This window comes from Blautia sp. CGZ-1-C1, from assembly GCF_056504575.1.
Map to the genome: position 1 here is coordinate 41,702 of NZ_JBWLUT010000090.1, position 12,924 is coordinate 54,625.

Annotated in this window: 14 protein-coding genes and 1 pseudogene; 12 read left to right on the forward strand and 3 right to left on the reverse strand. The window is 37.9% G+C overall.

Annotated elements, in window-relative coordinates; translation table 11 throughout:
- Positions 1-23 precede the first annotated feature (23 nt).
- The 7 genes from AC058W_RS07475 to AC058W_RS07505 all read left to right on the forward strand — a co-directional run bounded on the left by AC058W_RS07475 (position 24) and on the right by AC058W_RS07505 (position 5,817).
- The gene (locus AC058W_RS07475; RefSeq protein WP_008705095.1) at positions 24-530 is read left to right on the forward strand and encodes an AmiS/UreI family transporter; all 507 of its coding nucleotides are present in this window, start codon (positions 24-26) and stop codon (positions 528-530) included.
- 49 nt (positions 531-579) lie between these two features.
- A complete protein-coding gene (locus AC058W_RS07480) occupies positions 580-1,056 on the forward strand; it encodes an urease accessory protein UreE (RefSeq protein ID WP_479389910.1) in 477 nt (158 codons plus the stop codon).
- Positions 1,057-1,104: 48 nt separating this feature from the next.
- Complete coding sequence (locus AC058W_RS07485) at positions 1,105-1,797, forward strand: urease accessory protein UreF (protein WP_118411235.1); 693 nt, start codon at positions 1,105-1,107, stop codon at positions 1,795-1,797.
- A gap of 150 nt (positions 1,798-1,947) precedes the next feature.
- Positions 1,948-2,556 (forward strand): urease accessory protein UreG, encoded by a 609-nt coding sequence (gene ureG / locus AC058W_RS07490; RefSeq protein ID WP_021925795.1) that lies wholly within the window; start codon positions 1,948-1,950, stop codon positions 2,554-2,556.
- Positions 2,557-2,565: 9 nt separating this feature from the next.
- The gene (locus AC058W_RS07495) at positions 2,566-3,417 is read left to right on the forward strand and encodes an urease accessory protein UreD (protein ID WP_118411236.1); all 852 of its coding nucleotides are present in this window, start codon (positions 2,566-2,568) and stop codon (positions 3,415-3,417) included.
- A 201-nt stretch (positions 3,418-3,618) separates the two neighbouring features.
- A complete protein-coding gene (locus tag AC058W_RS07500; RefSeq protein WP_118411237.1) occupies positions 3,619-5,322 on the forward strand; it encodes an AAA family ATPase in 1,704 nt (567 codons plus the stop codon).
- Between the two features lie 210 nt (positions 5,323-5,532).
- Positions 5,533-5,817, forward strand: a complete 285-nt coding sequence (locus tag AC058W_RS07505) for an alpha/beta hydrolase (RefSeq protein ID WP_118411238.1) — start codon at positions 5,533-5,535, stop codon at positions 5,815-5,817.
- A gap of 12 nt (positions 5,818-5,829) precedes the next feature.
- On the opposite strand, the gene AC058W_RS07510 is transcribed toward AC058W_RS07505, so the two are convergent.
- Complete coding sequence (locus AC058W_RS07510) at positions 5,830-6,657, reverse strand: carbon-nitrogen hydrolase family protein (protein WP_227226541.1); 828 nt, start codon at positions 6,655-6,657, stop codon at positions 5,830-5,832.
- A 242-nt stretch (positions 6,658-6,899) separates the two neighbouring features.
- Here AC058W_RS07510 and AC058W_RS07515 point away from each other — a divergent pair, with 242 nt between their 5' ends.
- Positions 6,900-7,100 (forward strand): hypothetical protein, encoded by a 201-nt coding sequence (locus AC058W_RS07515; RefSeq protein ID WP_119243584.1) that lies wholly within the window; start codon positions 6,900-6,902, stop codon positions 7,098-7,100.
- A gap of 65 nt (positions 7,101-7,165) precedes the next feature.
- Here AC058W_RS07515 and AC058W_RS07520 read toward each other — a convergent pair whose 3' ends face one another.
- Both AC058W_RS07520 and AC058W_RS07525 read right to left on the reverse strand, forming a co-directional pair.
- Positions 7,166-7,789, reverse strand: coding sequence for a substrate-binding domain-containing protein (locus AC058W_RS07520; protein ID WP_479389921.1), 624 nt, complete (start codon positions 7,787-7,789; stop codon positions 7,166-7,168).
- 1 nt (position 7,790) lies between these two features.
- Positions 7,791-8,222 (reverse strand): LacI family DNA-binding transcriptional regulator, encoded by a 432-nt coding sequence (locus tag AC058W_RS07525; RefSeq protein ID WP_479389911.1) that lies wholly within the window; start codon positions 8,220-8,222, stop codon positions 7,791-7,793.
- A 378-nt stretch (positions 8,223-8,600) separates the two neighbouring features.
- Here AC058W_RS07525 and AC058W_RS07530 point away from each other — a divergent pair.
- The 4 genes and pseudogenes from AC058W_RS07530 to AC058W_RS07545 form a co-directional block, all read left to right on the forward strand.
- Positions 8,601-9,335 (forward strand): annotated as a pseudogene (locus tag AC058W_RS07530) (TIM barrel protein); the annotation flags it as partial.
- A gap of 24 nt (positions 9,336-9,359) precedes the next feature.
- Entirely contained in the window at positions 9,360-10,304 is a 945-nt protein-coding gene (locus AC058W_RS07535) for a sugar ABC transporter substrate-binding protein (protein ID WP_118411242.1), read from the forward strand.
- Between the two features lie 129 nt (positions 10,305-10,433).
- Complete coding sequence (locus tag AC058W_RS07540) at positions 10,434-11,930, forward strand: sugar ABC transporter ATP-binding protein (protein WP_173699914.1); 1,497 nt, start codon at positions 10,434-10,436, stop codon at positions 11,928-11,930.
- 7 nt (positions 11,931-11,937) lie between these two features.
- Positions 11,938-12,912 (forward strand): ABC transporter permease, encoded by a 975-nt coding sequence (locus AC058W_RS07545; RefSeq protein ID WP_118411244.1) that lies wholly within the window; start codon positions 11,938-11,940, stop codon positions 12,910-12,912.
- Positions 12,913-12,924: the final 12 nt, after the last annotated feature.

A 12,924-nucleotide genomic window follows, 5' to 3' on the forward strand; every position in this document is an offset into this window, starting at 1 on the left:
GAAGCAGGAGAGGAGAGAATATTATGTTAGGAGTTTGTCTTTTATTCGTAGGAATCGTACTGATCAACAACGGTATGTGTTCTTTATACAATGTAGACGGAAAATCAACCGCCATCATGAACATCTTTACAGGTGGTCTTTCTTTATTTATTAATTTTGTCAATCTGGTGCAGGGCAATTATTATGCAGCAGGAACAGGATTACTGTTCTGCTTTACCTATCTTTTCGTAGCCCTGAGTAAATTCCTGAAAGCAAGCCCGATCCCATTTGCATGGTTTTCTACTTTTGTAGCCATCAATGCGGTGATCTTTGGTACAATCGAGGGATTTACAGGAAGCACTGCACTGGGAATCACACCGGATCTGCGTTGGGCAGCAATCTGGTATCTGTGGGCAATTCTCTGGGGAACTGCTTTCGTAGAAGATATCTGTGGAAAGAAACTGGGAAAATTCGTTCCATATCTTCAGGTATTTGAAGGAATTGTAACTGCATGGGTTCCTGGAGTTATGATGTTACTTCAGATTTGGTAGAAAATAAATCTGATAAGAAATTTTTATCGGATTCAGGAGGTAGAAAATAATGCTGTGTGAACAGGTTTTAGGAAAGCTTCATGACTTTGATACTACAGGAAAAACAATAGAATATGTAGATATTGAATGGCACGAAGCATTCAAGAAAATACATAAGAAAACAACAGACAAAGGAACAGAAGTGGGAATCCGCATGGACGATTCCATTCTTGCCAGAGGTCTGTATCAGGATGATGTGATCTATGCAGATGATGAGAAACTTGTAGTGGTAAATACACCGCCATGTGAAGTGATCCGCGTTTCTCTGACTCTCGGACATGAGAAAATGTCTGCAAAAGTTTGCTACGAAATTGGCAACAGACATGCACCACTTTTCTGGGGAGAGAATGATACATTTATCACGATCTATAACGAGCCAATGCTTGTTATGCTTCAGAAAATCCATGGAGTTCAGGCAGAGAAAGAAGTGTTGAAGCTGGACTTTGACAGGAGGATTTCTGCGAGTATTCATAATCATCATCACTAAATTTATCTGGATAATCAATATGCAAATGAATTATTATGGAGGTTCTTCATGTCAGAAAAACAATTTTATTTACTGCAGGTAAATGATGCATTATTTCCAATCGGAGGCTATTCTCATTCACAGGGACTGGAGACTTATATCCAGCGGGGAATTGTCCACGATGTAGACACAGCCAGAGAATATATTACGCACAAAATCAAATGGAATCTTGCATACACAGAGCTTCTGGCAGCCAGACTAGCCTATGAAGCGGCTGAGAAAAAAGACCTGAAAGAACTTCTATATCTGGAAGAACTTCTGGAAGCATCAAGAATTCCTATGGAGCAGAGAGAGGCAGCCAGAAAAATGGGTTCCCGTTTCGCAAAGACCATTGAAAAACTTGGATTATCCATCAGTGAAAACGGGATTTTCAGAGAATATCTGGATGCACGAAAAGGAAAAGCAGTAAATCATTGCTGTATTTACGGAGTTTTCTGCGCAGAAATGCAGATTCCGCTGGAGGAAGCCTTAACGCATTATCTCTATGCACAGACCTCAGCTATTGTGACAAACTGTGTAAAAACAATTCCATTGAGTCAGACATCCGGGCAGCAGCTGCTAAGTGGCTGTTATGGAGAATTTGACGAGATATTAAAAGATGTGATGACAAGAAGTGAAGAAGATATGTGTCTCTCTGCGCCGGGATTTGATATCAGAGGAATCCAGCATGAGAAACTCTATTCCAGGTTATATATGTCGTAGTTTGAATCTGACATTAGTTTTTCCAGGCTAAAATGTGAATAGAAATAGAATCATGTGCATAATATGAAATCTTAAAAATTTATATGTGGAAAATTAGCGAACAGATTATAAGAAGCTATCAACAAGTAAAGTAGAAAAGAGGAAATCGGTATGTCATATGTAAAAATCGGAGTTGCCGGACCTGTAGGTTCCGGAAAAACAGCACTTATTGAAGCATTGTCAAGAAAGATGGCAAAAGATTACAGCATCGGCGTCATCACAAACGATATTTATACAAAGGAAGACGCACAGTTTCTGGCAAAGAACAGTGTTCTTCCGGTAGAGCGTATCATTGGTGTGGAAACAGGCGGCTGTCCTCATACAGCGATCCGCGAAGACGCTTCCATGAATCTGGAAGCAGTAGATGAGATGATGGAGCGTTTCCCTGATATTGAACTTCTTTTCATCGAAAGTGGTGGAGATAATCTGTCTGCAACATTCAGTCCGGAACTGGTAGATGCAACCATCTTCGTCATTGATGTAGCAGAAGGAGATAAGATTCCACGTAAAGGCGGTCCTGGAATCACACGCTCTGATCTCCTTGTCATCAACAAGATCGACCTGGCTCCATATGTAGGTGCAAGTCTCGAAGTAATGGAAAGAGACTCCAGAAAAATGCGCGGTGACAGACCATTCCAGTTCACAAATATCCGCGGAGATGAGAACGTGGATAAAGTAGTGGAATGGATTAAGAAGAATGTACTCTTAGAAGGAATGTAAAGAAAGCCTATGGATAACAAATTTGGAAAAGTTTCCCGTATCAGTGCCTGCGCCGCACTGAAAGATGGAAAAACCATTCTGGAAGACCTGTCTTTTACAGCACCATACAAGATCATGACACCTTTTGAAAAGGAAAATGGAGGAATCCAGATCATGCCTCTCTGCGCATCTGCCGGAATCATGGCAGGAGATTCACAGGAATTTTCCTACCATGTAAAAGAAGGTGCAGACCTGGAGATTCTGTCCCAGTCTTTCGAGAAGATTCACAAGATGGATGAAGGCTCTGCCAGCCGTACCATAGAAGTGCAGGTAGATAAAAATGCTGCATTATACTATTATCCTCAGCCTGTAATCCCTTTTGCACAGTCTGCTTTTGACAGCAAAATGACGATTCATCTGGAAGATGAAACTTCGAAATTGTTTTTGCTGGAGATCATTTCCTGTGGTCGAAATGCACATGAGGAACGATTTCAGTATCGCAGATTTTCCTCAAAGGTATTGCTGTACCGGGGAGAAAAACTGATCTACAGAGACAACACCAGATATGAACCGGGCAAAATGCCGATGGAAGGAATCGGGTTGTACGAGGGTTTCACACATATGGCAAATCTGTTTCTGTCTAAACTATGTGACAGAGGTGACGCGGATGGTCTGGATAGAACATCAGAACTGAAGGAAAAGATCTGGCAGATTCTGGATGAAGATTCAGAAGTAGACGGCGGTGTTACCCGCCTGACTACGGGTGATCTGGCATTGAGAATCTTCGGACATCGTGCCCAGAAATTACAGCAGATAGCTGAGAAAATTAAGGAAATCTATACTTCCTGCCAGATAAATCATAAATCGGTTATGAATGAATGACTTTCCGTCCCAGTGGCTACGTTACCGTGAACGGAGTGAACAGTAACGATCTCTTTTTTGTAGTTGAAGCTACTAAAATAGAATCCTTGCTATTGTCTTTTGGGGATGTTAAGATAAGGAAAAGAATGAATGGAAGAAATGTATTTTTAGGTTGCTGGGCATGGAGTGAACAGTACCATTTTCAGAGAGGAGTGTAAACAGATGAGCAATAAAAAGAAACTGCCGGTAGGAGTCGATTCTTTTAACAAACTGGTTCAGCATGACTTTTACTATATAGATAAAACAGGTCTGTTGGTCGAGCTTTTGAAAAATTGGGCAGAAGTAAATCTGTTTACCCGACCGAGACGATTTGGAAAAAGTCTCAATATGTCTATGCTGCAGACATTTTTTGAAATTGGTTGTGATAAGACACTGTTTGATGGTCTGAAGATCTCAGAGGAAAAAGAACTGTGCCAGGAATATATGGGGCAGTTTCCGGTGATTTCTATTAGCCTTAAAGGCGTAGAGGGACAGACATTTCAGGAAGCTTTGGCAGCAATGAAATATATTATAGGACAGGAAGCTTTGCGCTTCGGATTTCTTCTGGAAAGTGACAGACTATCTGATAAAGATAAAGACATTTATCAGCAGCTTACAGAAATAGGAAAAGGTACAGGCAGTCTTTTTGCCATGACAAATGATGTATTGGGTACCAGTCTGAAAACTTTGTCAGACTTACTTTGCAGGCATTATGGAAAAAACGTAATTCTTCTTATAGATGAATATGATGTTCCTCTGGATAAAGCGTTTCAGTATGGGTACTATGATCAGATGGTATCGCTTCTTCGTGTAATGTTTGGAAATGCTTTAAAAACGAATCCGAGTCTGTACTTTGCAGTGCTGACGGGATGTCTGAGGATTTCAAAAGAAAGTATTTTTACAGGACTTAATAATCTGAAAACACTTACAATTACAAATGCACAGTTTGACGAATATTTCGGTTTTACAGACAAAGAAGTTAAAGAAATGCTGGCATATTATGATCTGGAAGAACATTATGAAACAATGAAAGAATGGTATGACGGTTATCGTTTTGGAAAAACGGATGTATATTGTCCTTGGGATGTGATTAATTTCTGTGACGATCTGCGGGCAGATGAAGATGCATATCCTCAGAATTATTGGTCTAATACCAGCGGAAATGCCATTGTACGTCGTTTGATTGACAAAGCAGACAGTGTTACGAAAAATGAGGTTGAGAGCCTGATTGCAGGTGACGAGGTTATAAAAGAGATTCATCAGGAACTGACCTATAGTGAGCTGGATCAGTCGATAGAAAATCTGTGGAGCGTATTATTTACTACCGGTTATCTGACTCAGAGAGGCAGAGTAGACGGTAGGAAATATCGTCTGGCAATTCCTAACAGAGAAATCAGAGAATTATTTATAACGCAGATTCGGGAATGGTTCCGTAAGTCATCAAGGAAGGATACAGGGACACTGGAAGCTTTCTGTCAGGCTTTTCCACAGAAAGACGCTGTGAAAATTGAAAAGCTTCTGAATGAATATCTCTGGAATACTATCAGTATTCGGGACACATCTGGCAGAGAGAAAAAGGAGAATTTTTACCATGGAATGATTCTGGGACTTCTCAGATATAAGGAAAACTGGCTGGTGAAATCTAACGCAGAGTCCGGAGAAGGATACAGTGACATTCTCATTGAAGTTCCAGAGAGCCGGACTGGTATTGTAGTGGAAATCAAATATGCAGAAGATGCAGCATTTGATTCTGCCTGCAATAAGGCAATCCAACAGATTGAGGAAAAGCATTATGAGGCAGCACTACTTGGGGATGGTATGGAGAATGTTGTAAAATATGGAATTGCCTGTTATAAGAAAAGATGTAAGGTGTTATTGGCAGAGTAAGAGTTTGTCTTCTGTCCAGGTCAAAAAAAGTATTAATTTTTTTGACCTGGATAGAAAAAGAAAAGAAATTTGTTTATAATAAGGTCATTAAAATGTGCCGTTTCCGTTTTTAGAGAGAGTTTCTCTTTTTTTGTTGCTAAAATATACCCATAAACAAACAGAAAGCAAACACAAGGAGGAAATGAAATAATGGGTAAAAAGTAGCAGTGATTGGATGAATATCGTACATCTAATGAAGGAAAATATCCAACGCAGATTCAGGATGTAAAGGCGGCTATACGTTATCTGAGAGCTTATGCAGAAAGGTTCAATATTGATGAGGAAAAGATTGGCGTTATGGGAGAATCGGCAGGAGGTTATCTTACATGTATGGCAGCACTGGATAATGCTTCAGGTTTAGATGTAGGAGAACATCTGGAAAAATCAAGCAGAGCACAGGCTGCATGTGCATGGTATCCTCCTACAGACTTAACGGCATTTCCACATGATTTATGATGAGGTCCCTCCTTATAAATAACATTCAGGTCTGCGTGTTTTCAGATAAGGTATTTTATTTCTTAATTGGGATGTTTCCTGGAGATTGATCTCACAGGTGAGAAGCTGTTCGGAATCATCTGCTTTTGCAAGAATATCACCACTTGGATGAATAACCAGTGATTCACCGGAGAAATCCATGGCGTCTTCTCTTCCGACGCGATTACACATGGCAATAAACACCTGATTCTGCATAGCTTGGACACGCATTTCCCATTCAAACATTTCCATTGGCTCTGCTTTCGTGTTGGCAGTGGGAATAATGATCAGATCGGCTCCTTTTAGCGTGCAGGTGCGGATACTTTCCGGGAGATGTCTGTCATAGCAGATGACGATTCCTATTTTTCCGAAGGGTGTGTCAAATACTTTAAATCCTGTATCGGAAGGAGTGTAGTAGTCCTGTTCATAGAACTGTTTTGCCTGTGCGATATGAATCATCTGGGCAGTATCTGCTAACTGTCCATCGGGTGTAATCCACAGGGAAGTATCATATCTTTTTCCCTGACGCTCCAGGTAGACATTAGGTGACAGATAATAGTGATGCTGTGCTGCTTTTTCTTTTAATTTTGAGATTTCCACAGAATCAGGCTGAAGACAATAGCAGTCAACGTTCCTTTTTTCATACTGAGGAAAAAATGGAGAAAGCTGAATCTCTGGGAAAAACAGTAAATCAGTTCCATTTGCCTGATCACAAAATAACAAAGATTTTTCCAGATTCTCCTGCATATTTGAGGCCATAGATATTTGGGCGAGTGCAAGCTTCATAGTAGCAATACCTTTCGTAAAACAGTTTAGATACATCTATCATAAATTGCTGAAGAGGATTTTGCAAGAAAATGTTACTATTTGTTGTGGCATATTTGCAAGCCATTATTCATGTGTTTTAGCTCTGCAAAATGTATTAGATGATACAGAGTAGTATCTTTTTCAATTATATTTGGATAGAATAAGTATTATGAAGGAATTGCAAGAGAAAGACTTGCATGTTAATATATTTATATACAAAAGAATAACAGTTCCAGTTCCTTTGGAGAGGAGAAATCATGCGTGATGAGACAATAATAGACGTATATACGTCTGGAGTAAATGGTGCAGAATATGATGCGGGAATGAAACAGCTTATGAGTAATAAGGAGATTATTATTCCAATTCTGCAGATGACAGTACCGGAATTTAAGATGTGCTCACAGTGTAGAGATTTATCGAGTAGTGAATCGATATCAGGATATTATGAGAATCTTTGACTGAAAATATGTATAAGAAAAGACAGTGATTTCATGTTTGCGCGAAATCACTGTCTTTTTTGTATTTATTCCTGTGATGTAGATTCACGAATAATTAATTCAGTGGGTAGTTGAACTTGCTTAATTTCGGTATCTGGATTATTGATTTTTTCAATCAGAAGTTCAGAAGCAAGATATCCAAGTTGAGAACAAGGCTGTTTGATCGTAGTAATAGATGGAGTTGACAATTGAGAAATATTTGTATTATCAAATCCAATGACAAGAACATCTGAAGGAACTTTTAAATTACAGTATTGTACTGCCTTTATAGCAGCAGCAGCCAGATTATCTGAAATGGCGAAAAAGCAGTCTGGTGGGTTTGGTGAAGACAGAACCTGCACAATTGATGTAAAAGCAAGATCATGATTTAATTCTGGCAACTGGATAATCCAGTTAGAAGGATAATCAATATTAGCAGAAGCCATAATGGATTTATATGCAGCGAGACGTATTCTTGCATAATTAAATTCAATAGGTCCATTTATAATACTTATTTTTTTTCGCCCAATTGAAAGAAAATAGTTTAATGCGAGTTCGGTAGATGCAAAATCATCAATTCCTACGTAGGAGGCATACGGATTGTCAAAATATTCACAACATTGTACGACTGGAACATGGGAAGTAATTAGCTTTAATGCTGATGGAGAAATACTATTTTAAAGTAATCACGCCATTTGCTTTTAAACGATGAATCATATGAATAAATTTGTCTACGTTATCAGAGCTAAATTTAAACGATGTAAAAACGACAGACATAGAGCGCATATTTGCAGATGATAAAACACCGTCAATAATTTTTGAATAAAAGGGATTTGACATATCCGGAATATTCATAAGGAGAATTTTATCAGTCTGCTCATCTGATTGAGTAAGAGGAAGCGTGCCGGTAGGATAAGCAGATGGTGTATTATCGGATAATTTTGTTTCACCATATTGATAGCCAAGTTTTTCTATTGCCTGAAAAATAGAATCCAAAGTATTTTTTTTAACATGACAGTTATTATTTAATGCGCGTGATACAGTTGCAATAGATACATTAGCCTCTTTTGCAACATCACGGATTGTAATTTTTTTAGACTGCATACATTCCTCCGTATATTGATAAGTTATAATACTACTATAGCATAAAATTGCAAAATGTAAAAGGAATAAATAAAAAAAATGTAACTACATGAAATAAAAAAATGTAACTACATGAAAATGTTACATGAAACAGGTGCCATGATACGGCAAAATAAACAAAAAAACAGTTAAAAAAAAGTATAAAACAACGAAAATGAACAATAAGACGAGATTTTGATTGGCTTAAACAGTGAAACAATATATCATGGTGTTACATAAAGAAATGAAAAACATAACAAGGAGGAAGAAAATGAACGTAAAAATTTCTTACAACACACTGGTATACGCCGGTGAGAGTATTGCAGAGCGGAATCAACGGTCGGACCGGCAAAATTTGGCTATGATGGTGTAGATTTTGTAGGTGAACCAGATCAATTTGATACAGCTGAAATCTGCAGACTTTTGAAAGAGAATAATATTGAAGCCAGTTCTATCTGTGCAATTTTTACAAATGAAAGAGATTTTGTTTCAGATGATCCAGTAATCAGAAAACAGGCAGTAGAATATATGAAGAAGTGCGTGGATTTTTCTGTTGCGATTGGAGCAAAATCAATTAGTACACAGGTGACAGCGAATATGAAAATTGACGCTGATGCACCATTTGAAACAGCTTGGAAATGGGCAGTAGAAGGACTGAAGGAAGCCGGAGAATATGCTTTAAAGAATAATATTCGTCTTACATTAGAAGCATGGAATCGATATGAAACATATTTGATAACAAAACTTGATATGGCACTCAAAATGGTTAATGAAGTAGGACTGGAGAATGTTGGTGTCATGGGTGACACATTCCATATGAACATTGAGGAAAGCAACATGGGAGATGCAATTAGAAATGTAGGAAAGAAATTGTATTATCTCCACATTGCAGACAGTAACAGAGCAGCACCTGGAAGAGGTCATATTGATTTTGAAGAAATTGCACAGGCATTAAAAGATATTGATTATAATGGATGGATTTCTATGGAACTCTTACCAGCAGCAGCAAATCCATTTAGCGGAATTGTACAGGAAGAATTCTATGATCAGTACACAGAAGAGTCTATTACATATCTGAAAAAATTATTTTCATAAATTAAAAGATTGGAGAGCTTGAAAATGAAAAGAAAAATGGTAATCGGAATGTTAACAATGGGAATGGTATTATGTGGAGCAATGACAGTATCAGCAGAATCAGATGGATATGTTATTTCTGCTTCCCATGGATACGGTGCTGTAGAACACTGGGAAATTAAAACAATTGGAATGCAGGATGCAGCAAAAGATCTTGGAGTTGAATTTAATTATAAATATGCAGATGGGGATCTGCAGCAGGAAGTAGCAGATATAGAAAATTTTGTTGAGATGGGAACAAATTACATCATTGTAGGACCATGTAATTCAGAAGGAATTGTTCCGGTTATCGAAGAAGCACAGGATAAAGGTGTTGCAGTTGGAACATGCGATATTGGTATTGAAGGCGTGGATGTGGCAAGTTTTGTAAGCTCCGATAATTACGGCATTGGAGAGATTGCAGCAGATTATATAGGAACTGAAATGAATGGAGAAGGCGAGATTGCAATTCTGACATGGCCGGCAGCATCTGCAACTGCTGACAGAGCAAAAGGATTCAAAGATAAAATGGAAGAAAAGTATCCTAATATAAAAATTGTTTCCGAACAGGATTGTAATGCAGACAGAAGTTCATCTCTGGCAGCAACAGAAAGTATCATTCAGGCAAATGGTGATATCAAATTTGTATGGGGCGCAAACGCTGAAATGGCACTGGGAGCATATGCAGCGACACAGTCATTAAATCGTTCAGATATTAATGTAGTTGCAGTTGATACAGATGGGGAAGTTATGGAAGCTATCCAGAATGGAACTAACCTGGTTGCTACAGTTTCTCAGGATCCATATACAATGGGATATAAAGCTCTTGAGAATGCAGTAAAATATCTTGACGGAGAAAAGGTGGAAGATATTGCAATTGAATGTGAATTAGTAACTGCAGATAATTGCGCAGAAATTATTGAAAGAAATGAGGAATATCTGAACAAATAAAAGAAGGTATGCTACATTCTTCAGAATAAAAGTTTCCTTCCTTGTTTAGAACAAAATATATAACAGATGATCTGTGGGCAGTTGGAATCTGACCACAGATCATCAAAATATAGCTTGAGGGACGAAAAAGTGAAAAAAACAATATTAAAAGCTACCGGAATCTCCAAATCATTTTCCCATGTACCAATTTTGAAAAATGTCGATTTTGAATTAGACAGTGCAGAGACACATATTCTTATGGGAGAAAATGGAGCTGGAAAGTCGACTTTAATGAAGATTATAACGGGTGTTTACCAACAGGATAAAGGAAACATATACCTGGATGACGGAAAAGGAAATTTGGAAGAAATTGCTTTTTCAAATCCTAAAATGGCATTGGAAAAAGGAATAAGCATGGTATTCCAGGAATTCAACCTGATGGAAAATATGACGATAGCCGAAAATATATTTATGGGCTATGAACCGGTGAAAAAAGGACTTATTGATTGGAATAAAATGAATCAGGATGCTCTGAAATGGATGGAAATGGTGGAGATTGATGCACCACCAACAGAGCTTGTTGAAAATCTTTCTACAGCACAGAAACAATGTGTAGAAATTGCAAAATGTCTGTCACATAATGCAAAAATCATTATATTGGATGAGCCTACGTCAAGTCTTTCAGAAAGAGAAGTAAGAACGCTCTTTAAGCTGATCGCTAAACTGAAAAAAGAAGGTATCAGCATTATTTATATTTCTCATAGAATGGAAGAGATATTTGAAATCGGAGACAGAGTAACAGTATTTAGAGACGGTGAAAAAATCGACACTCTAAATATTAAAGATACTACTGAACAAAAACTGATTCAATTGATGATAGGGCGAGAATTTAAAGAAAGTTATTCAGAATATAAAATAGATGAAAATCGTGAAATTGTACTTGAAGCAGAAAATGTGATCACTTCAAAGTATAAAGACCCTATAAGTTTCAAAGCATATAAAGGTGAAATTACTGGTATATTTGGATTGGTAGGTGCCGGAAGGACAGAACTGGCAAGAGTTTTGTTTGGCATTGACAGAAGTCCATGTGGAACAATAAAAAAAGATGGTAAAGTATTAAATCTTAAGTCAGCAAAAGATGCAATCAATAATAAAATAGGAATGGTACCAGAAGATCGTAAACAGCTGGGACTGGTTCTAAAGCATAATGTGCAGGATAATTTGACAGTTGTAAAATTAAAAGATTTGCCCTGGCTGCTGAAATCAGATCGAGAAGAAGCACAAATCACAGATCATTATATCAATGCGCTGTCGATAGCGACACGTGGAGGACAACAGATTGTAGGAAGATTAAGTGGTGGAAATCAGCAAAAAGTGGTGATTTCAAAATGGCTGTCATTAGACTTGGATGTGCTGATTCTGGATGAGCCAACGAGAGGCGTTGATGTAAAAGCCAAGGCAGAAATCTATGATATTATGAGAAAACTGGCAGATCAGGGTGTTAGTATCATAATGATTTCATCAGATCTTCCGGAAATCTTAAGAGTAAGTCACAGAGTCATTGTTATGCACGATGGAAAGATAACATTAGATGGTCAGACGAAGGATTATGACCAGGAAAAAATAATGCATGCTGCGATAAGTTGAGGGAAAAATGAATAATAAAACGAATAGAAAAACAGAAAGCGGAGTATCAATAAGAGTTGAAATGATACGACAGCTGACACTTGTGCTGCTATTAGCGGCAGAATTGATAATTTTTGCCTTTATGACGCAAAACTTTTTTACTACTTCAAATATGATTAATGTGCTCAGACAGGTTTCCATTACCGGAATATCTTCCCTAGGTATGTTCATGATCATTCTTTTAGGGGATATTGATCTGTCAGTAGGTTCAATGTATGCGTTTATAGGCGTTATTAGTGCAATTGTATTTAAAACAACAGAAAGTACATGTTTAACGTTAATTGTAGCCTTAGCACTCGGAATTGCAATTGGACTGTTCAATGGAATTTTCACAGCAAAATTTCGTGTACCAGCATTTATTACAACATTAGCTACAATGAGTATATGCAGGGGATTTGCATATATTATTACAGGAGGATCACCAATAGGTGTAACAAACCCGAAATTTACATTTTTAGGTACAGGCTATGTGTTTAATCTGATTCCGCTTCCAGTTATTTTTATGATCATTGTTTTAATTTTGGGAATGATTTTGGTAAAACATACACGATTTGGAAGATATATTTATTCATGTGGAGGAAATGCACAGGCTGCAAAATGGTCAGGAATCAATGTAGACAAAATTCGCATTACTGTATACGTAATTGCCGGATTTTTAAATGGATTTGCGGCAATCATTCTGGCAGGAAGACTTGGCGGTGGATTACCGGCAACAGGCGAAGGGTCAGAAATGGATGTTATTACAGCGGTTGTGCTGGGAGGAACCAGTATGTCTGGAGGAAAAGGCAAACTTTGGGGAGTTGTCCTGGGTGTGCTGATTATCGGAGTACTGACAAATGGACTTACTATGATAAATGTATCCAGCTATTGGCAAAAAGTAATTAAGGGAATCATTATACTTGCGGCAGTTATTATGGATAACCGCAATGCAGCTACAAATTAATTTGTGATTATT

What these genes read in the sequence shown, in the direction of transcription:
- AC058W_RS07475 (WP_008705095.1), top strand. Translation starts at nt 24, where the DNA reads ATGTTAGGAGTTTGTCTTTTATTCGTAGGAATCGTACTGATCAACAAC.
- AC058W_RS07480 (WP_479389910.1), top strand. Translation starts at nt 580, where the DNA reads ATGCTGTGTGAACAGGTTTTAGGAAAGCTTCATGACTTTGATACTACA.
- AC058W_RS07485 (WP_118411235.1), top strand. Translation starts at nt 1,105, where the DNA reads ATGTCAGAAAAACAATTTTATTTACTGCAGGTAAATGATGCATTATTT.
- ureG (WP_021925795.1), top strand. Translation starts at nt 1,948, where the DNA reads ATGTCATATGTAAAAATCGGAGTTGCCGGACCTGTAGGTTCCGGAAAA.
- AC058W_RS07495 (WP_118411236.1), top strand. Translation starts at nt 2,566, where the DNA reads ATGGATAACAAATTTGGAAAAGTTTCCCGTATCAGTGCCTGCGCCGCA.
- AC058W_RS07500 (WP_118411237.1), top strand. Translation starts at nt 3,619, where the DNA reads ATGAGCAATAAAAAGAAACTGCCGGTAGGAGTCGATTCTTTTAACAAA.
- AC058W_RS07510 (WP_227226541.1), bottom strand. Translation starts at nt 6,657, where the DNA reads ATGTATCTAAACTGTTTTACGAAAGGTATTGCTACTATGAAGCTTGCA.
- AC058W_RS07515 (WP_119243584.1), top strand. Translation starts at nt 6,900, where the DNA reads ATGCGTGATGAGACAATAATAGACGTATATACGTCTGGAGTAAATGGT.
- AC058W_RS07525 (WP_479389911.1), bottom strand. Translation starts at nt 8,222, where the DNA reads ATGCAGTCTAAAAAAATTACAATCCGTGATGTTGCAAAAGAGGCTAAT.
- AC058W_RS07535 (WP_118411242.1), top strand. Translation starts at nt 9,360, where the DNA reads ATGAAAAGAAAAATGGTAATCGGAATGTTAACAATGGGAATGGTATTA.
- AC058W_RS07545 (WP_118411244.1), top strand. Translation starts at nt 11,938, where the DNA reads ATGAATAATAAAACGAATAGAAAAACAGAAAGCGGAGTATCAATAAGA.